This window comes from Candidatus Sodalis pierantonius str. SOPE, from assembly GCF_000517405.1.
Taxonomy (GTDB): Bacteria; Pseudomonadota; Gammaproteobacteria; order Enterobacterales; family Enterobacteriaceae; genus Sodalis_C; species Sodalis_C pierantonii.
On the sequence record NZ_CP006568.1, the window covers coordinates 1,638,989 to 1,664,919 of the forward strand.

The following is a 25,931-nucleotide window of genomic DNA, read 5'->3' on the forward strand; positions in this document are numbered from 1 at the left end:
CCCCTGGCAGCAATCATTTTCCTGCGTATCATGGGAAGTCACTCCGCTTGCCGGTATTTTCATAAAATCATTCAAATCGTAATTGATAAATTAGGCTTTATCCGGCTAGCGAGGCTCGAGCGCTTTATCGGCCTGCTGGAAAATAAATTTAGCCTTTATTAGGGGGGAAGTAAAACTCTTTTACGCTGCCCATCGGCGGTCGATACTGAAATTGACTTATCATGGCAATCAGGTTTTTTACTTATTGTATTTTGTTTATTGCAACGAACAAAACAATTATTTTTCCCAACAATCATCCTGCCCGCACGCTTTATTTTCAACATCGCCAACAAGGTAGAAAACACCTAGACAAATGTCGCCGGCCGTGGGAAATTCCATTTCTGGTTAGCAAGGTTAATGGGATAGAGAATACCACCATTGCTTTCCCGATTTATTATCCGCCCGGCCATCTCTGTCGTAATAATGAAATAGGCTGCGTTGACGAAAAGCCTTACCGTTTATTGCAGAAGCGATTTACTTGCGCAAAGGGCCACGCCATTTTAACGCGGGTAAATGCAGAAGCTGCGTAATAACAGCGACGAGCGCGAAACGGTAGCGTGCGGCTTATTGAGGCGTAATGGCGCCGGGCATCTCAGAACTACCTTGGTTACGATAAGGACTTAACTATGAAAGAACTTAATGCGATGGAAATGCAGGCCGTCTCGGGTGCGGGCATGTACGGCGACGCGGGCGCCGTGTTGGGTAGTCTCATTGGCACTCTGGTGGGCTGCGTCTATCCGCAGGCGAGCGCCGCATCGGGTACCGTTCAGACCCTGGGCCAAGACATCGGCCTCATGATCGAAAAAGGCATCGATTTATATCAACACCACTCAGGCAATCCGCAACACGCCTAAAAGCCGAAGCCGCCCTCGGGCGGCTTCCTTCCTCCGGCGTCCGTACTACCATCACACGGGCGCCGTTTTGCCGAAAAACGGGCTAGAGCGTGTCCGTGGCCCCTTCGTTGAACGTCGCCTCTTTATCCAACCGCTGGCGCCGCCGTAAACCGGGGAACCACGCCATCCATAATCCCACCACCAGCAGAGTACCGATGCCCCCCAGCGCGGCGGCCGGCACCGCGCCCAGCCAGGCGGCCAGCATGCCGGATTCAAACTCGCCCAACTGATTGGAAGTATTGATGAAAATCGAGTTGACCGTGTTCACCCGGCCACACATATCGTCCGGGGTATCCAGTTGTACCAGCGCAGCGCGGATCACCATACTGACCATATCAAAAGCGCCCAGAGCAAACAGCGCCAGCAGCGATAGCCAAAGTACGGTCGACAGCGCGAAGACCAGCGTCGCGAGCCCAAAACCGGCCACCGCGGCGAACATGATCATGCCGACATGGCGTTCCAGCGAGCGGCGGCTGAGCCACAGGCCGACCAACAGCGCGCCCACCGCCGGCGTGGCGCGTAACAAGCCGAGTCCCCAAGGGCCGGTATGCAAAATATCCTTGACGAAAATCGGCAGCAGCGCGGTCGCGCGCCCAGCAGTACGGCAAACAAATCCAGCGAGATAACCCCCAGCACATCGGGCCGCGCGCGGATGAATTTAATTCCTGCAAACAGCGTAGCAAAGCTGGCCGGTACCCGGCGCGGCGGCGCCTGCTCGTAGCGTAATTGCGCCACCATCATCACCGCCAGCAGATACAGCAACCCGGCCGCGGCATAGACCGTCGCCTGGCCCGCCACATACAAGAACCCGCCCAAAGCCGGCCCCACCATCATGGCGGCTTCGCCGGCGGCAGCGTTGGCCGCCATGGCGCGGGTGAGGATCGGCGCCGGCAGCATGGATTGCAGCGCCGGCGTTTCCATGGCACGCACGGTGGAGATGATAAACACCAGTCCCAGAATAACCCACTCATCGGCGCGATGGAGAAAGGTGAGCACCGCCAGCAGAAGGATGGCAACCCACTCGACCAGCTGGCCGAACAGCACAATACGCCGGCGATCGTATTGGTCGGCGACATGCCCGGCGTACAGCGCCACCGCCACCGAGGGCAGAAACTGCGCCAGGCCGATAAGGCCGAGGTCTAGCGCGCGGCCGGTCAAAGAATATATCTGCCAGCTCACCACGATGGAAAGCATCTGGAAACCGAAGCTGGAACAGGTGCGCGCCAGCCAGAAGGCGACAAAAGAACTGTGACGGAATAACGAATCCGAATTGCCGGAAGCGGTGGAAGACATGACACATCCCGATGAATAAAGCCATCATGCGGCCCGCGGATCGCCCCGCCCCCTGCCGCAATTTTAGCTAAATCTTAACGTAATTCGCCGGCGAATGTTACCAACATGTTAACCTTTAATTATCTTCATCCATTGCCTATTGCTTACAAAACGTTTCAGCCATCGGCCGCCGCTCGCGGCTATCTCAAACTTTGCTGGCTCGCGATCCGCGCCAGGACAAAACGCGAGACAAGACGCCGAGACAAAACATAGTGCCTGATGATCACTCGCCATTCGGCACAAAAAACGGATCAATAAGCAGCGTAACGACCTGTCGTCAAGCAACGCGGCGCCCAGCATCGGGCTTGACATGGCAGGCGCGACAGCGTCTGGCTCTACCTGAGGTACGCCGTCAAATTCAGCCCTGCGCGGCGGCGCCCGGCTCAGCCCTATGGGGCGCCATAATAGCCAGCCCGCTACGGCGTTTAGGATATGACGCGCAGGCCAACACCAGGAGGGCGGCAAAAATTGCTGGCCACAATGCATACATAATAATATGTTATAACATAACATTCACGATTTTTCGTTTCTTATTATGACGCTCTTATTTCCCCCCTTTCTGCTAGAGCTGCACTCGCTCAAGGTTGACGGCAGCGCACGCCGGCCGCTTTTAAGCGATATCTCCTTTACCCTCGCCGCCGGGGAACGGCTGGCGGTGATCGGTCCTAATGGCTGCGGTAAATCGACCTTACTCAAAACCCTGGTCGGGGAGCGGCGGAGCGCCGGCGGCGAAATTCGGTTGGCGGGCCAGCTCCTATCGGCAATCAGCCGCCACCAGCGGGCGCAGCGCATTGCGTATCTTGCCCAGCACGATGAGGCGGATCCGGGGTTACGCCTTGAGGACTACGTCGCCCTCGGTCGCCTGCCGCACCACGCGCGCATCGGGACGCTTTCCGGCGGCGAACGTCAGAGAGCCGCGCTGGCCCGCGCGCTGGCGCAAACGCCGCAGCTGTTGTTGCTGGATGAACCGACGAATCATCTGGATCCGCTCGCCCGAGCGCGCTTATTGATGCTGGTGCGGCAAAAAGGCATCGCCACCATCGCCGTGTTGCATGATTTGCCGCTGGTGGATCCCTTTGCCGATCGGGTGCTGGTGCTGCGGGAAGGCCAAACGGTCATTTGCGCGCCGCCTATCATGATGGCGACCTTTGGATTGGAAAGCTACACCCTTCCCCATCCCCAGACCGGGCTACCGGTCCGCTTTTTTGCCGCGCCGTCCGGCGCCTGATTCCGCTAACAGGAAACCTGTATGAATACCGTATTGAGCATCGCTACTGTTCTCGTTGCTCTGCTGCCCGCCGCCGCGCTGGCCTCCGGCTTTCCGGTCACCGTGACCAGCTGCGGCCATCCTCTCACTTTTGACCACGCCCCCAAACGGGCGGTCATTAACGATGTGAACATGGCTGAAATGGCGTTCGTGCTGCGGCTGCAGCCGGCCATTGTCGGTCTCACCGGTTGGTATAAAACCACGCCGGCTTTTCAGGCGCTGCGCGGGGCGATCCCCGAGTTGGCACCTAAATATCCCGCGCTGGAAAACCTGCTGGCGGTGCATCCCGACTTCTTCTTCGCCGGCTGGAATTACGGCATGAAAGTGGGCGGTGATGTGACCCCGGCGACGCTGGCCCGCTACGGTATCAAGACGCTGGTGCTGAGTGAAAGCTGCATACACGTCGACGGCCAACAGCCGCACGCCAGCATGGCGTTGCTTTATCGCGATATCCTGACGCTCGGCAGCATTTTCGGTAAACGGGAACTGGCGCAGCAGAAGGTCAGCGCGGCCACGCTACGCCGCTTTCTTGAATCCCATCCCCTTATGCGTCTTACCCCCGCGGTACGGCAGCACCGTTATCTGGCGCTGCCGTACCAGGCGTTAACGCCGGGACCGGCCAATATCGACGCGGTGCGCGCGCTGGCGCGTGCGCTGTATCCGGACGCATTTCAATGATCACCTCTCAATGATCACCTCCCGCCTGGGCTATGCCGTGCTGCTCTGCCTGATGGCGTTGCTGGTGGCCGGGCTGATGATAGCGGGCATCATCGCCGGCACGGTAACGCTTCCGGTACAGCAGGTGATGGCCGCCCTCACCGGGCGGGAAGCCTGGGTGCCGGAAATGGTCGCGCGTATCGTCATCGATCTGCGTCTGCCGCGTAGCGTACTGGCCGCCGGCGCCGGGTTGGCGATGGTGGGTGCCTATTTGCAGACCGCAACCCGCAACGCGCTGGCGGACCCTTTTTTATTCGGTCTCTCTTCCGGCGCCTCGGCGGGCGCGGTGCTCATCATCACCCGTTTAGGCGACAGCCTGGGTCAGTGGTCGCTGCCCCTCGCGGTGTTCGCCGGCGGGATTACGTCGGCCTTGGCGGTCATCTGCGGCCTAGCTATCTCGTTTTTGTTCGGCTCATTCACCCATTATTTGGTGTTTTCCGGCGATCAGCGTGCCGCCGGCGCGTTGCTGTTCTGGACGCTGGGAGGGCTGGGGCTGGCCCGATGGGATAATCTGCCGTTCACCCTGCTGCCGTTGGTCATGCTATTTGGTCTGCTTAATCTGCGCTGGCGTTCGCTGGACGCCTTACTGGCCGGCGAAACCATGGCGCTGTCGCTGGGCGTAGCGGTCATACGGCTACGGATGGAAATCTTCTTGGTTTGCGCGCTGGCCACGTCCCTACTGGTGGCGCTCACCGGCGTAATCGGTTTTGTGGGGCTGATGATCCCCCACCTGGCCAGGCCATTATGCGGGATTCGCCACCGGCGCGTGCTGCCCCTGTGCGCGCTGCTGGGGGCCGCCTTGCTGTGCGGCGGCGATCTGCTCAGCCGGCTGCTGATAGCGCCCCAGGAGCTGCCCATCGGCATTATCACCGCCGGCCTGGGCGGCTTTTTCGTGCTGAGCCTGTTATTGCGCGGGCATCGACCCGGCTAGCGCGGACGCACAACCGCTGCGCCCAACTGAAACCCCGTGCCGTTTGGTCTAAAAAGGTTTTGCATATTAACATAAAGACAATCATCATTATTTAAGTATTCGGCCACTTCTCACAACGCTGGGACTATCTTGCAAAACATCAAAGACTCTGTGCTGCACGCCATCCAGCGTACGCCCTGGTATGCCAAACGGCGTTCCTATCGGGTGCTGTTCTGGCGTGAAATCATCCCGCTGGCGGTACCGATTTTTTTCGAGAACCTGTGCGTGCTGCTAATGGGGGTATTGAGTACCTTTCTGGTCAGTTGGCTAGGCAAAGAGGCGATGGCCGGCGTCGGGCTGGCGGACAGTTTCAACATGGTGATCATCGTCTTTTTCGCCGCGGTGGATCTGGGGACCACGGTGGTGGTGGCCTTTAGTCTGGGCAAGCGCAATCCAGAGCGCGCCAGTCGCTCGCGCTCATGACCGTGCTGTCGGTGCTGATGGCGATAGTCATTCAGTTCTACGGCCACCACATTATCAATGTCATCGCCGGAAACGCCACACCGGAAGTCAAGGCGCTGGCCCTGAGCTATCTGCACATTAGCGTCTGGAGCTACCCCGCCGCCGCGATTGCGCTTATCGGCAGCGGTTATCTACGTGCTCATGACGGGCTTTAATCCGGCGCTCAAAATTTCTTTAAAGAGTTACTTCAGCCGTCTGAACACTAACATCCTGATGGAAGTGCTGGGCATTGGCATCCCCGCCAGTATCGAGTCGGTCTTGTTCAACGGCGGCAAGCTGCTGACCCAGGTATTTGTGGCGGGGATGGGAACCAATGTGATTGCCGGCAACTTTATTGCCTTTTCCATCGTCTCGCTGATTAATCTGCCCGGTAACGCGCTCGGTTCGGCATCGACCATTATTGTCGGCACCCGGCTCGGTAAACGCCAAATCAGCCAGGCGGAGCGCCAGTTGAAACATATTTTCTGGCTCTCCACGCTGGGATTGTGCGCGTTGGCGCTGCTGTCGGCGCCGTTCGCCGGCCTGCTCGCCGCGTTCTACACCAACGAGGCGGACGTTATTTCGGTGGTGAAAATGCTGGTGTGGCTCAATGCGGCGTTCATGCCGCTTTGGGCGGCTTCATGGGTCTTGCCCGCCGGGTTGAAGGGCGCGCGCGATGCGCGTTTCACTATGTGGGTCTCGCTGCTGGGAATGTGGGGCTGCCGTATTGTCCCCGGCTACGCGCTGGGCATCATGTTGGGCATGGGCGTGGCCGGTATCTGGCTCGGCATGTTCCTTGATTGGCTGGTTCGCGGCCTGCTGTTCTATTGGCGGCTCACCAGCGGCCGCTGGCTGAAAAAGCACCCCCGGATCCGGCCGACGCCCGACGAGAGCGCCGCGGTACCGCCCGCACGGCGGGCATAGCGCCGCTAAGCGCTATCTGGCCGCCGTGCGGGGGTCGTTACGTATAGCGCCCCACGTCAGCGCATCGCCAGGTAGGCGGTATTCACTTTCCATAGATAGCGCGGCGCCTGCGGCGCGGGGTGCTTGCGCTGCACATGCTGGTAGAATTGCTGCGGCGTCATGGCATTAATCTGCGCAACGGCAGCGTCGCGGTTGGCGGAAAAGGTGCGCAGCAGGGCGCCGGCGCCATTGACATACGCCACCGTCAGCGCATAGCGCCGGGTTTCCGGGTTGCTAATGCCCGCCAGCTGTTTCTGCAACAAGGATAAATAGGCGGTACCGAGGTCAATATTGGTGGCGGCGTCCTTAAGTTCATGGGTACTGGGCTGACCGTGGCGCCCTTTCAGCCGATAGGCATCGCGTCCCGCGGTGGACGCCTTGAGCTGCATGAGCCCGATGGCGTTGGATTTACTGACTACCGACGGATTGTAACCGGACTCCACCTGAATAATGGCTTTCACCAGCGTTTCATCGACACCATAAATGCTGGCGGAATCGTGAATGTAATCGCTGTATAACCCCGCGGGCTACGTTACCGGCATCAGCAGTTTTGAGCCAGGATGGGTGGTCAACGCCTGCCTGGGTGGCTCTGGACTTTGCCGAGCGCAGCCGGTCAGCAGCAGAGCGACAATGAGACCAATAGAATATCGTTTCACCGTTCCTCTCTTGGTAGGATTGCACCTGCTGGCCTGACGGGTGCTGGTTCCGGTCACATCCGATCACTGATTCCGGTCGCCCGATCAGCGATTCCGATTCTGTCCGATCGCTCATCTTCTATTCCGCCATACTCTGGAGACTTTTAGCTTCCGGGGGCATGGCATGGCACGTAAAAAGAAGAAAGCGAGAACGGAAATGTGCATCTATATTAATGTATTACGTATGAAATTCGAGCAGCGTCGCTCGAATCGCACTATCGCAGCAGCGCTCGGCATAGGCTGTACTACCGTGCACGATATCCTCGGCCGATTCACGGTAGCTAACCTGGTCTGGCCATTGCCGGCGGAACTGTCCCCCGTCGACCTCGACCGCCTGCTCTATCCCGGCAAATCCGGAAAAGTTATCAATACCTTACCCAGCTGGCTTGATATCGATACCGAGTTAAGCCGCAAGGGCATGACCAAGCAGCTGCTCTGGATGGAATATCAGTCCGCCGTGGGCGGTGATGCCCTCGGTTACTCACAGTTTTGTGCACTGTTCCGTGACTGGAAAAAGAAGCAGCGGCGTTCTATGCGCATGGAGCACAAGGCTGGCGAAAAGCTTTTCATCGACTTCTGTGGCCCCACCGTACCTATCGTCAACCCTGCGACCGGTAGCGTACGCCAGGTCGCTATCTTCGTCGCTGCCATGGGCGTGTCAGGCTATGCGTATATCGAAGCCTGCGAAGGCCAGGACATGGCATCGTGGCTCAACGCCAATAGCCGCTGTCTGCACTTCATGGGTGGGGTTCCGGAGCTGATGATACCTGATAATCTGCGCAGCGCTGTCAGCACCCCTGACCGCTATGAGCCGGTCATAAACCAGAGCTACCAGGCGCTGGCAAATCACTATGAGACAGTGGTGCTACCGGCGCGCCCGAGAAAACCGAAAGACAAGGCGAAGGCAGAATCAACTGTGCAGCTGGTAGAACGCTGGGTTTTGGCCCGGTTGCGTAAACGTAGGTTCTACTCGCTGGCCGAACTCAACCAGGTGATACGAGAACTCAATCATGAGTTGAATTTGCGCCCGATGCGTCATTACGGCGGACAAAGTCGCCTTGAACGCTTCGAGCAGCTGGACAAACCGGCTCTTGGGCCTCTACCGCCCACACAATGAGAATACAGTGAGTATCTCGTTGCCCGAGTGGGACCTGATTACCACATAGACTACGGCAAAAACTGGTACTCGGTGCCGCATCCGCTGGTTGGCGAGCGCGTTGACGTCATCGCCACCCAACGGCTGGTGCAAATCCACCATAAGGGCGTCTGCGTGGCTACGCACCCTCGCAGCGATAACGCCTATAGGCACACGACTCAGGCGGCGCACATGCCGGCTAACCATAAGGGGCAGAGTCAGTGGACGCCGGAAAGGCTGTGCAGTTGGGCGCTGTCGGTGGGTGTGTGCACACTGAAAGTGGTCGAGTCCATCCAAAAGAGCAAAGCCCATCCGGAGCAGGCTTACCGCTCCGTGCTGGGGCTACTCAATCTGCAACGGCGCTATGAGACGACGCGACTGGAGAAGGCCTGCGCGCTGGCGTTGGAGAAAGGGTGCATTAACCGCTCTTTCATAGCCAACGTATTGAAACACGGTCGTGAAAGTGAGGTCACCCAGGACGGAGCCGGCGTATCAATGCTGGTTCACGAAAACCTCCGAGGTCCGGACAGTTATCACTAAGGAGAATAAATATGGATACACTGTTAATGGCTCTGCGAGAGCTGAAGTTGTCGGCAATGGTCCAGGCGTTGGAGACGCAACGCGAACTCCCGGGGAGTTATGGGGAGCTGGGGTTCGAGGAGCGGTTGTCGCTGATGGTAGAAGCGGAAAATTTGCATAGAAAAAACAACTACATATGCCGTCTGCGACGGCAATCGCAAATGCGCTTGCAGGCAAAACCGGAAGATATCCGCTATATCCCTAGCCGAGGAGTGACACCGGAACAGATGCGAGATCTGCTAGGGGGACAATATCTGAAATATCAGAAAAGCATACTCATCACGGGGCCAACAGGTACGGGCAAAACCTGGCTCAGTTGTGCGCTTGGTGCGCAGGCATGCCGGCAGCAATATAGCGTGCGTTACTGGCGAGTGGGTCGGTTGCTGGCCCATCTTCACCAGTGTCAGGTAGACGGGACCTATCTAAAACAGCTTAAGCAGTTAGAAAAAATAGAGTTACTGATCTTGGACGACGTGGGCCTAGAATCAATAAGTCCGATGCAGGCAACGATGCTGTTGGAGGTGATGGAAGATCGCTACGACAAAAGCAGCAGCATCCTGATCAGTCAACTGCCGGTGAAAAAATGGTATGGACTGATAGAAAACCCCACGACAGCTGACGCGTTACTCGATCGGTTAGTACACCCCAGCTATAGACTGGAACTTAAAGGCGAATCACTACGCAAAGAGCAAGGAGTAGCCAGCACAGGAAAAATAGACTAAACCCGAGTCAGAAGATGAGCGAACACGTGAACGAATATCACTGGAATGGGTGATCGGAAAATATGACCCTGTACACGATTCTGTGTAAATGCCTTTTCTCAGAAGTGACCGTCCAGGCGGTCAACCGAAGAGCCTGTTTAGAAATTTGTGTATTTGCCTGATTTTGATATGTTCAATCCAACATCAAAAACAGGTTAATTTATGGACGAAAAACAGTTGCAGGCTCTGGCTAACGAACTGGCCAAAAATCTCAAAACCCCTGAAGATCTCAGTCACTTCGATCAGCTGCTGAAAAAAATTAGCGTCGAAGCAGCTCTCAATGCCGAAATGACCCATCACCTCGGCTACGATAAAAATCAGCCTAAACCGGGGACCAACGCCCGCAACGGCTATTCCACAAAAACCGTTACCACTGGCGATGGCCCGCTGGCGCTGCGTACTCCGCGCGATCGTGACGGTTCCTTTGAACCGCAACTGGTGAAGAAGAACCAGACCCGGATTACCGGGATGGATAACCAGATTTTATCGTTGTACGCCAAAGGGATGACCACCCGCGAGATCGCCGCCGCGTTCAAAGAGCTGTATGACGCCGATGTCTCGCCGGCGCTGGTCTCAAAGGTCACCGATGCGGTCATGGAGCAGGTTGTCGAATGGCAAAACCGGCCTCTGGATGCAGTCTATCCCATTGTTTATCTTGACTGTATCGTTCTAAAAGTCCGGCAGGATAGCCGCATCATCAACAAATCTGTGTTCCTGGCGCTGGGCATCAACATCGAAGGCCAGAAAGAGTTGCTAGGTATGTGGCTGGCCGAAAATGAAGGCGCAAAGTTCTGGCTGAACGTGCTGACAGAGCTGAAAAACCGCGGCCTGAACGATATCCTTATCGCCTGCGTAGACGGGCTGAAAGGTTTCCCTGACGCTATTAACGCGGTGTATCCGGAGGCGCGGCTCCAGCTGTGTATCGTGCATATGGTGCGCAACAGCCTGCGGTTCGTCTCCTGGAAGGACTACAAGGCCGTCACCCGCGACCTGAAAGCTATCTATCAGGCCCCTACGGAAGAAGCCGGCTTGCAGGCGCTGGAAGCGTTCTCCAGTGCCTGGGACATCCGCTACCCGCAAATAAGTCGAAGCTGGCAGGCAAACTGGGCCAATCTGACCACATTCTTTGCCTACCCAACGGACATCCGCAAGGTGATCTACACGACCAACGCCATCGAGTCGTTAAACAGCGTGATCCGGCATGCCATCAAAAAGCGCAAGGTGTTCCCGACCGACGACGCAGTGAAAAAGGTGGTGTGGCTGGCGATACAGGCGGCCTCACAGAAATGGACAATGCCTTTGAGGGACTGGCGCATGGCAATGAGCCGCTTTATTAGGAGCCTGTTTAGAAATTTGTGTATTTGCCTGATTTTGATATGTTCAATCCAACATCAAAAACAGGTTAATTTATGGACGAAAAACAGTTGCAGGCTCTGGCTAACGAACTGGCCAAAAATCTCAAAACCCCTGAAGATCTCAGTTACTTCGATCGGCTGCTGAAAAAAATTAGCGTCGAAGCAGCTCTCAATGCCGAAATGTCCCATCACCTCGGCTACGATAAAAATCAGCCTAAACCGGGGACCAACGCCCGCAACGGCTATTCCACAAAAACCGTTACCACTGGCGATGGCCCGCTGGCGCTGCGTACTCCGCGCGATCGTGACGGTTCCTTTGAACCGCAACTGGTGAAGAAGAACCAGACCCGGATTACCGGGATGGATAACCAGATTTTATCGTTGTACGCCAAAGGGATGACCACCCGCGAGATCGCCGCCGCGTTCAAAGAGCTGTATGACGCCGATGTCTCGCCGGCGCTGGTCTCAAAGGTCACCGATGCGGTCATGGAGCAGGTTGTCGAATGGCAAAACCGGCCTCTGGATGCAGTCTATCCCATTGTTTATCTTGACTGTATCGTTCTAAAAGTCCGGCAGGACAGCCGCATCATCAACAAATCTGTGTTCCTGGCGCTGGGCATCAACATCGAAGGCCAGAAAGAGTTGCTAGGTATGTGGCTGGCCGAAAATGAAGGCGCAAAGTTCTGGCTGAACGTGCTGACAGAGCTGAAAAACCGCGGCCTGAACGATATCCTTATCGCCTGCGTAGACGGGCTGAAAGGTTTCCCTGACGCTATTAACGCGGTGTATCCGGAGGCGCGGCTCCAGCTGTGTATCGTACATATGGTGCGCAACAGCCTGCGGTTCGTCTCCTGGAAGGACTACAAGGCCGTCACCCGCGACCTGAAAGCTATCTATCAGGCCCCTACGGAAGAAGCCGGCTTGCAGGCGCTGGAAGCGTTCTCCAGTGCCTGGGACATCCGCTACCCGCAAATAAGTCGAAGCTGGCAGGCAAACTGGGCCAATCTGGCCACGTTCTTTGCCTACCCAACGGACATCCGCAAGGTGATCTACACGACCAACGCCATCGAGTCGTTAAACAGCGTGATCCGGCATGCCATCAAAAAGCGCAAGGTGTTCCCGACCGACGACGCAGTGAAAAAGGTGGTGTGGCTGGCGATACAGGCGGCCTCACAGAAATGGACAATGCCTTTGAGGGACTGGCGCATGGCAATGAGCCGCTTTATTATCGAGTTCGGTGACCGCCTGGACGGTCACTTCTGAGAAAAGGCATTTACACAGAATCGTGTACAGGGTCTTAGCCAGAGCCTGCAACTGTTTTTCGTCCATAAATTAACCTGTTTTTGATGTTGGATTGAACATATCAAAATCAGGCAAATACACAAATTTCTAAACAGGCTCCCGGCGTCGGTTCCCCCACCTGAGCCACCATTGATCTGTGACTAGGTTTTGACCAATAAAAAACACGCTCCCGGCGTGTTATTGGCCGGTGCAGATTCCGACGTATCCGATCAGCTGTTCCGGCGACATCCGATCAGTTATTCCGATATTTTCCGATCACCCATTCCAGTGATATTCGTTCACGTGTTCGCTCATCTTCTGACTCGGGTTTAGTCTATTTTTCCTGTGCTGGCTACTCCTTGCTCTTTGCGTAGTGATTCGCCTTTAAGTTCCAGTCTATAGCTGGGGTGTACTAACCGATCGAGTAACGCGTCAGCTGTCGTGGGGTTTTCTATCAGTCCATACCATTTTTTCACCGGCAGTTGACTGATCAGGATTCTGCTGCTTTTGTCGTAGCGATCCGCTTTGTTGAATAAATCCGAAATTTGTGACGACTTCCTTCCTATCAGGGCGATTGTTACATGATGCGGACGCTGTTTGGCATTCCTAACAGTGTGATCCGGTTGAGTGCTTTAACCATTGCCATTGCCTCACCTACCTGCGCGTCATAGTCATGCAGACTCAGATGACCACCCAGAAGTGTTTTAAACCGGAACATGGCCGTTTCAGCCAGTGAACGCCGGTGATAACCTACTTTCTTTTTCCAGGTATCGTTATTGCCGCTCAGATGCTGATTTGCCACCGCATGGTTACGCTCATGGTATCGAGCTGGCCAATATTGCGCACCACTTCGCGGTGGGATAAGCGGCTTTATTTTTTTCCTCAGCAGAGCATCATGACAGTAACGCGTATCGTAAGCACTGTCAGCCGACGCTTCCCTGATTTTCCGGTGGGTTTGGTTAATCAGCCCGGGCAGCGCCTGCGCATCTGTCGTACCGCTTAGCGATAAATCGGCACAGATAATTTCATGTGTCACGCTATCTACTGCCAGATGAAGCTTGCGCCATACTCTGCGCCTCTCAGCCCCATGCTGCCTGACTTTCCATTCGCCTTCGCCGAAGACTTTCAGGCCGGTGCCATCGATGACCAGGTGTGAGATTTCGCCGCGGGTTGGCGTTTTTATGCTGATGTCGACGGTTTTTGCTCGCCGGCTGACCAGAGAGTAATCTGGGCAGCGCAGCGACAGCCCCATCAGTTTAAAAATCGAGTCAACGAAACCCTGTAACGCCCGGAGCGAAAGGTTAAACACGCGCTTTATCATCAGAACCGTGGTAATGGCCATATCGGTGTAGTGAAGCGGCCGGCCACGATGTTCAGGTGGTGTACTCTCAGTCCATGCAGCAATGGCTGACTCATCAAGCCATACTGTCAGGTCCCCCCGCTGCCTGAGCGCATTGTTATATGCGGCCTTTGCAAACCCTTAAAGGTTTTCCCACTTTTTTATTCTCCTTAGTGATAACTGTCCGGACCTCGGAGGTTTTCGTGAACCAGCATTGATACGCCGGCTCCGTCCTGTGACCTCACTTTGACGACCGTGTTCAATACGTGTGGGTTAGGAAAGAGCGGTTAATGCACCTTCTTCCAAACGCCAAGCGCGCCAGCCTTTTTCCAGTGGGTCGTCTCATAGCGCCGTTGCAGATTGAGTAGCCCAGCACGGAGCGGTAACCCTGCTCCGGATGGGCTTGTTTTTTTTGGATGGACTCGACCACTTTCAGTGTGCACACACCCACCGACAGCGCCCAACTGCACAGCCTTTCCGGCGTCCACTGACTCTGCCCCTTATGGTTAGCCGGCATGTGCGCCGCCTGAGTCGTGTGCCTATAGGCGTTATCGCTGCGAGGGTGCGTAGCCACGCAGACGCCCTTATGGTGGATTTGCACCAGCCGTTGGGTGGCGATGACGTCAACGCGCTCGCCAACCAGCGGATGCGGCACCGAGTACCAGTTTTTGCCGTAGTCTATGTGGTAATCAGGTCCCACTCGGGCAACGAGATACTCACTGTATTCCCATTGTGTGGGCGGTAGAGGCCCAAGAGCCGGTTTGTCCAGCTGCTCGAAGCGTTCAAGGCGACTTTGTCCGCCGTAATGACGCATCGGGCGCAAATTCAACTCATGATTGAGTTCTCGTATCACCTGGTTGAGTTCGGCCAGCGAGTAGAACCTACGTTTACGCAACCGGGCCAAAACCCAGCGTTCTACCAGCTGCACAGTTGATTCTGCCTTCGCCTTGTCTTTCGGTTTTCTCGGGCGCGCCGGTAGCACCACTGTCTCATAGTGATTTGCCAGCGCCTGGTAGCTCTGGTTTATGACCGGCTCATAGCGGTCAGGGGTGCTGACAGCGCTGCGCAGATTATCAGGTATCATCAGCTCCGGAACCCCACCCATGAAGTGCAGGCAGCGGCTATTGGCGTTGAGCCACGATGCCATGTCCTGGCCTTCGCAGGCTTCGATATACGCATAGCCTGACACGCCCATGGCAGCGACGAAGATAGCGACCTGGCGTACGCTACCGGTCGCAGGGTTGACGATAGGTACGGTGGGGCCACAGAAGTCGATGAAGAGCTTTTCGCCAGCCTTGTGCTCCATGCGCATGGAACGCCGCTGCTTCTTTTTCCAGTCACGGAACAGTGCACAAAACTGTGAGTAACCGAGGGCATCACCGCCCACGGCGGACTGATATTCCATCCAGAGCAGCTGCTTGGTCATGCCCTTGCGGCTTAACTCGGTATCGATATCAAGCCAGCTGGGTAAGGTATTGATAACTTTTCCTGATTTGCCGGGATAGAGCAGGCGGTCGAGGTCGACGGGGGACAGTTCCGCCGGCAATGGCCAGACCAGGTTAGCTACCGTGAATCGGCCGAGGATATCGTGCACGGTAGTACAGCCTATGCCGAGCGTTGCTGCGATAGTGCGATTCGAGCGACGCTGCTCGAATTTCATACGTAAGACATTAATATAGATGCACATTTCCGTTCTCGCTTTCTTCTTTTTACGTGCCATGCCATGCCCCAGGAAGCTAAAAGTCTCCAGAGTATGGCGGAACAGAAGATGAGCGATCGGACAGAATCGGAATCGCTGATCGGGCGACCGGAATCAGTGATCGGGTGAAATCGGAATCAGTGATCGGATGTGACCGGAACTAGCAGCCGGTACACACGGCGGGTTGCGAATCCTGGCATCTGAATTTGCAGATTAGCTATAGCGCATGGGTTGATCTTCCGTCAATACGATTGCTGGGTTACACTTGCTCAAAAGAGGAGGATCCCTCATATGGGTCAAGTTGCGTTCGATATATTAAAATTCGTTGAAACGCTTGAAACTGCTGGCTTGCCTAAAGATCAGGCTAAGGCAATTTCGCTTGCGGTTCGTGAATCGCATGAAGCCGTCGATGTTGCTACTAAGCGCGACCTTGATGATCTGCGGAAGGAAATAATTGCCCGCTTCGAGAAGAACGAAGCTCAGATGGATGCCAGATTTGATAGGGTCGATGCTCGTTTTGATAAAATTAACGATAAATTTGAGAAGTTTGGCATGCAGATGACCATTCGGCTCGGGTTAATGGTGGCTGCTGGTGTCAGCATCATCGCCGCTATTCTTAAAATGTGACGCTGGCCTGTGCGCTATAGCGCATGGGTTATTATCCTTGTTTCTTATTTTTTCACGGTGCCGCCAGTTAAGGCAAAAAACACCAGCCGGACCTGAAAGACAGAAAGCAGATTATTTAAAGAGTAAAGATTAAATTTGCTTTTTATCGCATCAAGCATCTTTTTAACCGTTACGTAAGCAACATCACGCGCTGCTGCAATCTCTTTTTTGGATAGGCCAAGGGCTTTGTTGAATAAATCGAACTTTTAGGTGACTGGCGGCTCTGATCACTACATTCGTTTCAACATCAGGTCCCCATGGCAAAGCGTAGGCCAAGAGAAAAGAGCATTGCTGTTTCAAGCTGCTCTATCGTGGTCAGCTCAGGGAAAACATCACGGAATTTCTCTACTTGCTTTACGTCGAAGGACTTCATGCTGCACTCCCAACTTTCAGTAGGTGGATACGCTGACGCGGGGTCAGATGCTTCGAGGCGAATGCAAAATGAACAATCTCGCTGCGGGTGAACGGTTGCACTTTCAATGCGCGTGCGGGCGCTGTACTCTTTTTCATAGCTCAAATCCTATGTTGGTAGGTTTTGGGTTAGGTGTCTGTTGGGATGTGTGGTCCCTTCAGGCACCGCCAGTTTTGTTGTATTTCACTTCTTGCGGGCTGCACAAAATCGCTGTAGCCCTTGTGGAATGCGGGCTCTTCTGCTCGCAAGCCCCATTACGCCGACGTCAAAAGCATTTATGAATGCCTCACGCATTTTTGCTGTGAGCGACCAACGGGCAGTGGCAACGCCCATTTCCGTGGGTTTCAGGATGATTCCACCTCTCTCGCTAGAGTAGACCTCAAGGCCGGTGATACGCGGCTCCCAATGTTCAATACCATTAGGCACGATAAGCGTTTGGTTATAGTTCATGGAGGTAACTCCTTCCGTTGATGTGGTGGATACGCTACACTTGGCCTAAACAGGAGGATTACCCATGGGCCAAGTTGCATTTGATACATTGCAGGCGTCAGAAGAGCTTCAAACCGCCGGGCTTACCAGTGAGCAAGCCAAGGCGATTTCGCTCGTTGTACGCAAGTCTCACGAGGTGGCGGATGTAGCTACGAAGCGTGACCTTGAGGATGTGCACAAAGATTTAACGGTTCAGATAACCGATGTTCGTAAAGATATGGACGCTCGCTTCGAGAAGAACGAAGCTCAGATGCAAGCCCGCTTCGAGAAGACCGACGCGCAGATAGCCGATGTCCGTAAGGATATGGAAGCTCGCTTCGAGAAGAATGAAGCTCAGATGCAGGCTCGCTTCGAAAAGACTGAAGCTCAGATCGCCTTACTCCGTAAGGATGTTGAACATACTGCGGATGGGTTACTGATAAAACTGAGTGCTGTGATGCTTGCTATCGCCGGTCTGGCATCAACCATTGTCACTGTGGTCATTAAGCTGCTTTGATTTTCAGCAACATACCTCCTGCGTCAGGCGCTTAACCTGCTTGCGTAGCCGCTGAGCCCGTACACGATTCTGTGTAAATGTGTTTTGGCATGTACACAGAATCGTGTACAGGGTCGCCTTGTTCAAATAGACGAATTTAGACTCTTTGTTTTTCATTCCCCAAGGAATCGCCGCATGCTCCATTATGGCGATAAGGGGAATGTGGTTCAAGGTATGTAGGGTTAAACCGCCGGAGACTGGATCATTGAGACTACCCATGATTGCTATTCCTCTATGATGAATTGTCAGTTTAAGAAAACCTCTGACCGGTGACTCAGAAAATTACATGATTTAAGGGGCAGGTAAAGAGTAATTCCTTCCCAATAAACGGGAGTCCATCAACATAGGTGCATAACTAAAAGCAATACTCGCGCAGACAGCGAGTTAATTAATCTTTAGCAAGTCAAGGGAGTGGCCTGATGGTCACCATGCCGTCGTCAAGAACGCCGACCGTCCAGCAAGCGACACAGGTCGTCGGCCGGGCCCGCCATTGCCGAACGGACGCCGAGGAAATGATTCCGTGTCGTCGCTACCGCTTGGCCACTCATTTTTGCGGGTTTTGCCGCGAACGGTTGGTGCCAACGACGAGCTGTGTCCTGAGGCGCGCTCTTTTTGATGGTGTTTACCACCGCGGCGGGCCGTAAACGGTCATTATTAATAATCTTTACTGCCGGTGAAGGATACAAAAAGCCTCTTTTGCGGCGGAACGCGTCGGGACAAACCAGGGTGGAAATCAAAAAAAACCATAACGTTTACTATTAGTTTGAGTTTGGCGTGATGTAAATCTGTTCATAATTAATATATTGATAATCAGTTTAAAATTATGAGCACTATAATAGTTTTGTTTTGGATAAGCCGTTATGTCCCATTCGATCGTGCATGAAATTGATGGTTATCCGCAAAGCGGATGGAGCCTGTTTTGGGCCCTTTTTTCAGGTGAATGTAAATCGGGTGAAATTTGGGATAATACTCCGTTTCGCGGCTTTGTTGAATAAATCGAACTTTTAGGTGACTGGCGGCTCTGATCACTACATTCGTTTCAACATCAGGTCCCCATGGCAAAGCAAAAGTTTAAAATTACCAACTGGCCCGCATATAACAATGCGCTCAGGCAGCGGGGGGACCTGACAGTATGGCTTGATGAGTCAGCCATTGCTGCATGGACTGAGAGTACACCACCTGAACATCGTGGCCGGCCGCTTCACTACACCGATATGGCCATTACCACGGTTCTGATGATAAAGCGCGTGTTTAACCTTTCGCTCCGGGCGTTACAGGGTTTCGTTGACTCGATTTTTAAACTGATGGGGCTGTCGCTGCGCTGCCCAGATTACTCTCTGGTCAGCCGGCGAGCAAAAACCGTCGACATCAGCATAAAAACGCCAACCCGCGGCGAAATCTCACACCTGGTCATCGATGGCACCGGCCTGAAAGTCTTCGGCGAAGGCGAATGGAAAGTCAGGCAGCATGGGGCTGAGAGGCGCAGAGTATGGCGCAAGCTTCATCTGGCAGTAGATAGCGTGACACATGAAATTATCTGTGCCGATTTATCGCTAAGCGGTACGACAGATGCGCAGGCGCTGCCCGGGCTGATTAACCAAACCCACCGGAAAATCAGGGAAGCGTCGGCTGACAGTGCTTACGATACGCGTTACTGTCATGATGCTCTGCTGAGGAAAAAAATAAAGCCTCTTATCCCACCGCGAAGTGGTGTGCAATATTGGCCAGCTCGATACCATGAGCGTAACCATGCGGTGGCAAATCAGCATCTGAGCGGCAATAACGATACCTGGAAAAAGAAAGTAGGTTATCACCGGCGTTCACTGGCTGAAACGGCCATGTTCCGGTTTAAAACACTTCTGGGTGGTCATCTGAGTCTGCATGACTATGACGCGCAGGTAGGTGAGGCAATGGCAATGGTTAAAGCACTTAACCGGATCACACTGTTAGGAATGCCAAACAGCGTCCGCATCATGTAACAATCGCCCTGATAGGAAGGAAGTCGTCACAAATTTCGGATTTATTCAACAAAGCGCCGTTTCGCCTGAAATTCTTATTGCGTACGCTTATTAATCCGGTGGTAACGCTGAGTTTTCTACAGCGCGTCGCGACCGACTCGCTATTGCATCACGTGGCGTTGGCGCAAAATACCTTGCCCGCGAAAATCCATCGTCCCTATCTTTTTGCCGCCTTACCGGTAGCGACGCGCGCTCAGGCTATCCTTGAACACTATACTTTCATCCAAACGCTGCCATCTTTGCCGCTGCGGCAAGCGCTGTCGGTGCCAACGGCCACCCGGCTGTGCGTACTGGAGGGCAAGAACGGTGAACGTTTTGAGATCAAACTGAGTATGAGCCGTTTTGAACGCGGGTGAGGCGACGTTGACCATCCACGACGCGCTTTGTTGAATAAATCCGAAATTTGTGACGACTTCCTCCCTATCAGGGCGATTGTTACATGATGCGGACGCTGTTTGGCATTCCTAACAGTGTGATCCGGTTAAGTGCTTTAACCATTATTGCCATTGCCTCACCTACCTGCGCGTCATAGTCATGCAGACTCAGATGACCACCCAGAAGTGTTTTAAACCGGAACATGGCCGTTTCAGCCAGTGAACGCCGGTGATAACCTACTTTCTTTTTCCAGGTATCGTTATTGCCGCTCAGATGCTGATTTGCCACCGCATGGTTACGCTCATAGTATCGAGCTGGCCAATATTGCGCACCACTTCGCGGTGGGATAAGCGGCTTTATTTTTTTCCTCAGCAGAGCATCATGACAGTAACGCGTATCGTAAGCACTGTCAGCCGACGCTTCCCTGATTTTCCGGTGGGTTTGGTTAATCAGCCCGGGCAGCGCCTGCGCATCTGTCGTACCGCTTAGCGATAAATCGGCACAGATAATTTCATGTGTCACGCTATCTACTGCCAGATGAAGCTTGCGCCATACTCTGCGCCTCTCAGCCCCATGCTGCCTGACTTTCCATTCGCCTTCGCCGAAGACTTTCAGGCCGGTGCCATCGATGACCAGGTGTGAGATTTCGCCGCGGGTTGGCGTTTTTATGCTGATGTCGACGGTTTTTGCTCGCCGGCTGACCAGAGAGTAATCTGGGCAGCGCAGTGACAGCCCCATCAGTTTAAAAATTGAGTCAACGAAACCCTGTAACGCCCGGAGCGAAAGGTTAAACACGCGCTTTATCATCAGAACCGTGGTAATGGCCATATCGGTGTAGTGAAGCGGCCGACCACGATGTTCAGGTGGTGTACTCTCAGTCCATGCAGCAATGGCTGACTCATCAAGCCATACTGTCAGGTCCCCCCGCTGCCTGAGCGCATTGTTGTATGCGGGCCAGTTGGTAATTTTAAACTTTTGCTTTGCCATGGGGACCTGATGTTGAAACGAATGTAGTGATCAGAGCCGCCAGTCACCTAAAAGTTCGATTTATTCAACAAAGTCTCCACGACGCTGAAAATCGCCTGGCGTCGCTTACCTTTTCGATAATGACGTTCCAGAAAAAGCAGACCCTATTTATCGGTGGACTACAGGGCGCCAGCCGCAGCACGTCCCATAACGTTATCAAAGAGGCGACCAAAGCCTGCCATGGTTTATTTCCCAAGCGGCTGCTGGTCGAGATGTTACAGCTTATCAGTGGTGAGATAGGGGCGCCGCAAATTATCGCGGTCGGCGATAAAAGCCATGTTTTCCAGAGCGCACGTTATCGCGGCAGTAAGCAAAAAGTGTTTCTTGCCCATTACGATGATTTTTGGGCCTCGGTGGAAGGCGTTGCGCTTACGGGAGGGCTTTACGCATTGCCGCAGCGAATCACCCGTAAATCCCTCGACGATCTTCCAAGCAAGAAACGCGCCGAGTATCGCAGGCGATTTGCCCTGCTGGAGGACATGCAAGCGCAATTCGCTGCGTTTATTCATACCACGGCGGCATAATCGACGGACTCCCCCGGCGCGCGGGGGACGTTTTTACCGGCTGACTCAAAACACCACCGGCTGCCCTGGGCGAAGGGCCAATGCCGGCGGCGTGAGGCGGCAAGCCGCGTGCGCCGGCACGGGCTTCACAGCGTCATCAGCGCGGCTACTCTTTCGTCTGTCAGAGTGGACATGAATTCGGTTATGTCGTAATCTGCCACGGCGGTGAAGGGATCCTCGGCTAAAATGCGTTCCAATTCATCCCGCGCCATGCTACGAGCGAGAATGACGCCGCCGGTGCGGGGGATCTTACGGCCGGCGGCGATGAAGATACCCTCGGCAAAATAGGTCTTCAGCCAGTTTATGTGATCTTCCTGCAAGGCCGTCACTTGGGGCATGGCATGGGCTGGTTATAGCGCAACGTAATAAGAAACATGGACCACTCCAAATCAAAAGAATCCCGCAAGCGTCTCGCGGTCGTTGAGTCAAACATTTTGTGTCGGGGCTGGGACGCTGGCGCGCGGGAACACCTGTCGTTCGGGTGATGCGCCGGTTTGTGGGGTGGGGGAGGGAGCTTAAAGAAATAGACGTTCAGATCAGCGTTTCGCCTGCCCTGGCGCGACGCGCTTGCGCCAGGGAGGTGCCGTTGCCCGGCCGGGGGGGGCGGGCGCGGTATTGTCCACCGGTACCGCGGCGCCGCTTTGTTCCGGTACGCTGGTTTGCAGGGTAACCGGTGCGGCGGTCCCCTGTTGTTTCTGATCGGTGTCGGGACCTTCGGTAATGGTCCGCTCATCAACCGGTTGCACCTGTACCGTCGCAGTTTGGCCGTTGTCGCCCTGGGCGGTGATGTTCTCCGGCATGCCGGAACGACGCTGTAACGCCTGATCAACCGTACCTTGATAAACGCTGGGATCCACCAGAACATGGCTAACGTTGACCGGCAGATTAATCGGCACCGGCTCGTTCGAGTTAAATTGTTCCTCGGTCACCGAAAGCGGGTTATGCACTTCCAGGTAGCGCGAACCATCCGGTTCAATCGTGGCTTTTACCGGTTCATTAATAAACTGAACGCGGGTGCCGACCGGCACATGATCAAACAGATATTTGATATCGTCGGCGCGCAGACGTACGCAGCCGTGGCTGACGCGCAAACCGATGCCGAAGTTGGCGTTGGTGCCGTGCACCGCATACAGGCGGCCAACATACAGCGCATAGAGACCCATCGGGTTATCCGGGCCCGCCGGGAACACTTCCGGCAGCGTTTCACCGCGCGCGGCGTATTCCGCGTGCATGGCTTTGGTCGGCGTCCAGGTGGGACCGTCTTTCTTGCGTTGCACCGAGGTCACCCAGTTGGAAGGGGTGTCTTTACCCAGCTCGCCAATGCCGATAGGCAGTACGATGACCGTCTTGGTGCCTTTCGGATAGTAATACAGACGCATTTCGGCGCTGTTGATCACGATGCCTCCATGGGGGGTGTCCGGCAAAATCAGCTGCTGTGGAATGATCATTTTGGTGCCGGGGGCCGGGAGATAGACATCCACGCCCGGATTGGTTTCGAGCATATTGCTGAGCCCCATTTGGAACTGGGCGGCAAAATGCTCAAGCGGTAGTTTGTTCCCTTCGGGAACGGTGATTTGCAAGTTTTCCCCCACCAGGCGGCTTTTGCCTTCCGGTAACGGATAGACAACGGCGAAGGTGGACTGACTGTAAACAGCCATTGCCAATACCATGCTACAGAACGCGCGAATTTTCATTTTCATAAAGTGTCAGATGTAATCGCCTTACAGGCAGCCAATGAGTGTTTACCCGGCATCATGTGCCGGAGGTGCATTATAAGTGCTCAATCCCCGGCGTGGAAAGGATAAGTGTAACCGAAACGGTAACGCTCTGCTCAGCGTATACGCGAATCAACGTATGCTGTGATAATCTGTGAGGGTAACTGCGTCAAAAAAAGGAGCGCGAATGGAACGGCTCGATTGCGATCGCATGCTGGTGGCGGTGCTGGAGATGGGGAGTTTTGCCGCCGCCGCTCGTCTTGGCACCAGTAGTGGCCAGGCGTCGAAAATGATTTCGCGCCTCGAAGCCTGTCTGGGGGTGCAATTTATCAAACGCACTACCCGCGCACTGTCCCCTACCGAGGTTGGACAAACTTATTATCATCGGATCAAAATTCTGCTCGATGAGCTGGACGCGCTAGACGCCTCGGTGCGCAGCGCCGCGGATGCGCCGTCGGGCCGTCTGTGGCTGACCTCTTCCATTTCCTTCGGCGCCCGACAGCTGGCGCCGGTACTGGTGGATTTCGCCCGCCAATATCCCGCGATTATTCTCGATGCCGATTTTTCGGAGCAGATGGTGAATCTGGTAGATGAGGGGTGTGACATCGCGTTGCGCATCGGTCGGCTGGACGACAGCAGTCTGGTTGCCCGCAAGCTCTGTGATGTGCGCATTGTGCTGGCGGCCTCGCCGGACTATTTGTTGCGCCGTGGCGAACCGACGCAACCCTCCGATCTCCGCTTTCATGACTGTATCGTTGATACCAATTTTCGCGATCCGAACTGGCAATTTGGTTCCAGTGGCGATGATGGCGCGGTGTCAATTAGCATTAATAGCCGTCTGCATTTTGCCAACGCCGACGCGTGCTTGTACGCGGCGATGTCCGGCCTGGGCATTACCCGGATTCCTTCGTTTATTTGCGATGAGCATTTTCGCAGCGGCCGGCTCACTCCGCTCCTCCCGCAGCGGGAAATGACGCCACTTGGTCTATACGCCATTTATCCGCCGGCACGTCATCTGGCCACTAAGGTGCGAGCGTTGGTGGATTATCTCGCAAATCGCTTCCGCGGCCAACCAGCCTGGGATCAGGGCTGGTGAGGAATTGCTTCCATAATGGAAATTAATAACCTCTGAGTGGGAGGATTATCATCCGATCGGCATCACGGTATCTTGCGAAATGTGAACGCAGCCATAGGCTTGCGCGCCTGCTGGTGCGGCTAATGACGCTGGCGATTTTCCTTCCGGCCCGCAGCGGCGGAAAAAACGAACGGCATTAACCCGGTGGCTCCGGCGTTGGTGATACTGGATTTGTAATAGTAAGGAATACGCGATGAACACTAGCCTGATTATTCTTTTGCACGGCGTAGGCAGCAGCGGCGATGATTTGCTTCCTCTGGCGGATGCCTGGAAGCACCAGTTACCCGGCTGTGACTTTGCTTCTCCCGATGCGCCGACGCATTCCGATTTTGGTCAAGGCTATCAGTGGTTCAGCGTAGTAGGCGTAACGGAACAAAACCGGCCGAGGTGCATTCAGGCGGCGCGGGTATCGTTTGATACCACGCTGGCGCGCTTAATGGCGGTCCGGGGACTGGAGGGACAGCCGGAGAAGGTGGTGCTGGTGGGGTTTTCCCAGGGCGCGACCATGGCTCTGGATGAGGTCGCTTCCGACCACCGGCCGGGTGGTCGCTTTTTCCGGCAGATTGGCGACACCGCTCCCCCTAACGCCGGCAGCGGCGCAGACGCCGGTGCTATTGCTGCATGGAGGGCAAGATGACGTTATTCCCGCGAGCGAAAGTCCGCTGGCCGCGCGATTGCTGACCTCGGTGGGCATGAAGGCGACGACGAAAATCTTTCCGGGCCTCGGCCATACGCTTTCACCGGAGGGCATTACGCTCGCCGGACGGTTCATTGCCCAGGCCGTAAGCCGCGGAAGGTAAACCGCCCCGAACGTCTTACCGCGGGAGTAACAGGACGTCGGAGCGGTGGCGGCGACATCGGTTATCCCTTGGATTTACGGGGATCGCTGGTGCGCGGATAGGTGCGTTCTTCCTGAATCGTGCCATCCTGTTTATGAATTTTCACCGAGGCCGTTTTGCCGGTCATATAACTGTGGGTGAGGGTAATAATTTCATCCTTGGTCGCCGCCGTTTTTGAGGGACGACTATTACCTTCCTTGGTTAAGACCCATTTATCTTCAGCTTTAGTGACATAATAATTATCCATCTTAACTCCTGTTGCGTGATAGGGGTACGGCACGGCAAGCGTCTTTTCCACAGCAGAATGAAAGAAGTATTAATACTGCAATAATAAGCGTAGCAGTTAAACGGCCGTTTGTCGCGCTGGCAATCGCTATTACCATGATGTGCAGGTTGCTCCCGGTACTCGCCTGCTGTGCCGGCGGGACGTTGACAGGTTGTCATTCCGATGGCCCGGCGGGCGGATAACAGGTTGTCATATCGATATGCTGTAATAGCGGTTGCGGGGCGCGCTGGGGTGCGGACGAGGGGAGGATGATGAAGGGGAATGGCGGGAACAATAACAAAAGGAAAGAGAGTAGGTGCTTAAGGCGCAACGGGGCAAAAGGGAGAAGGCGTGGATAACTTAGGCGGCAACAACGTAAAGAGGGGGGGGGGGGGGAAACAACGCAGGATCGCGGCTTCGATGCCGC

The 25,931-nt window shown here is 54.8% G+C and carries 18 protein-coding genes and 10 pseudogenes; 17 read left to right on the forward strand and 11 right to left on the reverse strand.

All coding sequences use genetic code 11. The annotated features are described in order from the left end of the window. The first annotated feature begins 221 nt into the window (after window positions 1-221). Window positions 222-569 (forward strand): hypothetical protein, encoded by a 348-nt coding sequence (locus tag SOPEG_RS27275; RefSeq protein WP_148297031.1) that lies wholly within the window; start codon window positions 222-224, stop codon window positions 567-569. A gap of 96 nt (window positions 570-665) precedes the next feature. Continuing rightward, the gene (locus SOPEG_RS08350; protein WP_025244996.1) at window positions 666-893 is read left to right on the forward strand and encodes a hypothetical protein; all 228 of its coding nucleotides are present in this window, start codon (window positions 666-668) and stop codon (window positions 891-893) included. 82 nt (window positions 894-975) lie between these two features. Here SOPEG_RS08350 and SOPEG_RS08355 read toward each other — a convergent pair. After that, window positions 976-2,225, reverse strand: a pseudogene (locus SOPEG_RS08355) (MFS transporter). 574 nt (window positions 2,226-2,799) lie between these two features. On the opposite strand from SOPEG_RS08355, the gene SOPEG_RS08360 reads away from it, so the two are divergent. From SOPEG_RS08360 to SOPEG_RS08375, 4 genes and pseudogenes are all read left to right on the forward strand, one after another. After that, a complete protein-coding gene (locus SOPEG_RS08360; RefSeq protein WP_025244997.1) occupies window positions 2,800-3,492 on the forward strand; it encodes an ABC transporter ATP-binding protein in 693 nt (230 codons plus the stop codon). A gap of 21 nt (window positions 3,493-3,513) precedes the next feature. Beyond that, on the forward strand, window positions 3,514-4,209 hold the full coding sequence (locus SOPEG_RS08365; RefSeq protein ID WP_025244998.1) for a TroA family protein: 696 nt from the start codon (window positions 3,514-3,516) through the stop codon (window positions 4,207-4,209). Between the two features lie 10 nt (window positions 4,210-4,219). After that, window positions 4,220-5,179, forward strand: coding sequence for a FecCD family ABC transporter permease (locus SOPEG_RS08370; protein WP_025244999.1), 960 nt, complete (start codon window positions 4,220-4,222; stop codon window positions 5,177-5,179). A 129-nt stretch (window positions 5,180-5,308) separates the two neighbouring features. After that, window positions 5,309-6,583 (forward strand): annotated as a pseudogene (locus SOPEG_RS08375) (MATE family efflux transporter). A 56-nt stretch (window positions 6,584-6,639) separates the two neighbouring features. On the opposite strand, the pseudogene SOPEG_RS08380 reads toward SOPEG_RS08375, so the two are convergent. Continuing rightward, window positions 6,640-7,278 (reverse strand): annotated as a pseudogene (locus tag SOPEG_RS08380) (transglycosylase SLT domain-containing protein). 163 nt (window positions 7,279-7,441) lie between these two features. Here SOPEG_RS08380 and istA (SOPEG_RS08385) point away from each other — a divergent pair. The 4 genes and pseudogenes from istA (SOPEG_RS08385) (at window position 7,442) to SOPEG_RS08400 (ending at window position 12,410) form a co-directional block, all read left to right on the forward strand. Next, window positions 7,442-8,992: pseudogene (gene istA / locus SOPEG_RS08385) on the forward strand (IS21-like element ISSoEn3 family transposase). Between the two features lie 11 nt (window positions 8,993-9,003). Beyond that, window positions 9,004-9,753 (forward strand): IS21-like element ISSoEn3 family helper ATPase IstB, encoded by a 750-nt coding sequence (gene istB, locus SOPEG_RS08390; RefSeq protein WP_025245000.1) that lies wholly within the window; start codon window positions 9,004-9,006, stop codon window positions 9,751-9,753. Window positions 9,754-9,954: 201 nt separating this feature from the next. Beyond that, window positions 9,955-11,127: pseudogene (locus tag SOPEG_RS08395) on the forward strand (IS256-like element ISSoEn2 family transposase); the annotation flags it as partial. 74 nt (window positions 11,128-11,201) lie between these two features. Further along, a complete protein-coding gene (locus tag SOPEG_RS08400; RefSeq protein ID WP_025245002.1) occupies window positions 11,202-12,410 on the forward strand; it encodes an IS256-like element ISSoEn2 family transposase in 1,209 nt (402 codons plus the stop codon). 347 nt (window positions 12,411-12,757) lie between these two features. On the opposite strand, the pseudogene istB (SOPEG_RS26150) reads toward SOPEG_RS08400, so the two are convergent. The 3 pseudogenes from istB (SOPEG_RS26150) to istA (SOPEG_RS08410) all read right to left on the reverse strand — a co-directional run. Then, window positions 12,758-12,949 (reverse strand): annotated as a pseudogene (gene istB / locus SOPEG_RS26150) (IS21-like element ISSoEn3 family helper ATPase IstB); the annotation flags it as partial. Window positions 12,950-13,005: 56 nt separating this feature from the next. Continuing rightward, window positions 13,006-13,893: pseudogene (locus SOPEG_RS08405) on the reverse strand (IS5-like element ISSoEn1 family transposase); the annotation flags it as partial. 44 nt (window positions 13,894-13,937) lie between these two features. Next, window positions 13,938-15,487 (reverse strand): annotated as a pseudogene (istA, locus tag SOPEG_RS08410) (IS21 family transposase). Between the two features lie 270 nt (window positions 15,488-15,757). Between istA (SOPEG_RS08410) and SOPEG_RS08415 the strand changes: the two are divergent. Continuing rightward, window positions 15,758-16,093, forward strand: coding sequence for a CCDC90 family protein (locus SOPEG_RS08415; RefSeq protein ID WP_025245004.1), 336 nt, complete (start codon window positions 15,758-15,760; stop codon window positions 16,091-16,093). Between the two features lie 286 nt (window positions 16,094-16,379). Here the strand turns inward: SOPEG_RS08415 and SOPEG_RS29355 are convergent, their stop codons facing one another. Further along, window positions 16,380-16,649 (reverse strand): hypothetical protein, encoded by a 270-nt coding sequence (locus tag SOPEG_RS29355; RefSeq protein WP_236851697.1) that lies wholly within the window; start codon window positions 16,647-16,649, stop codon window positions 16,380-16,382. A 78-nt stretch (window positions 16,650-16,727) separates the two neighbouring features. Beyond that, entirely contained in the window at window positions 16,728-16,994 is a 267-nt protein-coding gene (locus tag SOPEG_RS08425) for a hypothetical protein (protein ID WP_025245005.1), read from the reverse strand. A 64-nt stretch (window positions 16,995-17,058) separates the two neighbouring features. Here SOPEG_RS08425 and SOPEG_RS08430 point away from each other — a divergent pair, with 64 nt between their 5' ends. The 3 genes from SOPEG_RS08430 to SOPEG_RS08445 all read left to right on the forward strand — a co-directional run bounded on the left by SOPEG_RS08430 (window position 17,059) and on the right by SOPEG_RS08445 (window position 19,942). After that, window positions 17,059-17,529, forward strand: coding sequence for a hypothetical protein (locus SOPEG_RS08430; RefSeq protein ID WP_025245006.1), 471 nt, complete (start codon window positions 17,059-17,061; stop codon window positions 17,527-17,529). 1,094 nt (window positions 17,530-18,623) lie between these two features. Next, entirely contained in the window at window positions 18,624-19,547 is a 924-nt protein-coding gene (locus tag SOPEG_RS08440; RefSeq protein ID WP_025245008.1) for an IS5-like element ISSoEn1 family transposase, read from the forward strand. 32 nt (window positions 19,548-19,579) lie between these two features. After that, on the forward strand, window positions 19,580-19,942 hold the full coding sequence (locus tag SOPEG_RS08445; RefSeq protein ID WP_257720384.1) for a DUF535 family protein: 363 nt from the start codon (window positions 19,580-19,582) through the stop codon (window positions 19,940-19,942). 79 nt (window positions 19,943-20,021) lie between these two features. Here the strand turns inward: SOPEG_RS08445 and SOPEG_RS08450 are convergent, their stop codons facing one another. Further along, window positions 20,022-20,948: an IS5 family transposase gene (locus SOPEG_RS08450; protein ID WP_025245009.1), complete on the reverse strand. Its 927-nt coding sequence runs from the start codon at window positions 20,946-20,948 to the stop codon at window positions 20,022-20,024. Between the two features lie 26 nt (window positions 20,949-20,974). Here SOPEG_RS08450 and SOPEG_RS08455 point away from each other — a divergent pair, with 26 nt between their 5' ends. After that, on the forward strand, window positions 20,975-21,511 hold the full coding sequence (locus tag SOPEG_RS08455; RefSeq protein ID WP_025245010.1) for a DUF535 family protein: 537 nt from the start codon (window positions 20,975-20,977) through the stop codon (window positions 21,509-21,511). A 125-nt stretch (window positions 21,512-21,636) separates the two neighbouring features. Here SOPEG_RS08455 and SOPEG_RS08460 read toward each other — a convergent pair. After that, window positions 21,637-21,926: pseudogene (locus tag SOPEG_RS08460) on the reverse strand (YciI family protein). A 160-nt stretch (window positions 21,927-22,086) separates the two neighbouring features. Beyond that, on the reverse strand, window positions 22,087-23,250 hold the full coding sequence (locus SOPEG_RS08465; protein WP_025245011.1) for a L,D-transpeptidase family protein: 1,164 nt from the start codon (window positions 23,248-23,250) through the stop codon (window positions 22,087-22,089). Between the two features lie 226 nt (window positions 23,251-23,476). On the opposite strand from SOPEG_RS08465, the gene SOPEG_RS08470 reads away from it, so the two are divergent. Next, window positions 23,477-24,361, forward strand: a complete 885-nt coding sequence (locus tag SOPEG_RS08470; protein ID WP_335334079.1) for a LysR family transcriptional regulator — start codon at window positions 23,477-23,479, stop codon at window positions 24,359-24,361. Window positions 24,362-24,593: 232 nt separating this feature from the next. Next, window positions 24,594-25,200 (forward strand): annotated as a pseudogene (locus SOPEG_RS08475) (alpha/beta hydrolase). Between the two features lie 61 nt (window positions 25,201-25,261). Here SOPEG_RS08475 and SOPEG_RS08480 read toward each other — a convergent pair. Continuing rightward, complete coding sequence (locus tag SOPEG_RS08480) at window positions 25,262-25,486, reverse strand: DUF2188 domain-containing protein (RefSeq protein ID WP_025245013.1); 225 nt, start codon at window positions 25,484-25,486, stop codon at window positions 25,262-25,264. Window positions 25,487-25,931 lie beyond the last annotated feature (445 nt).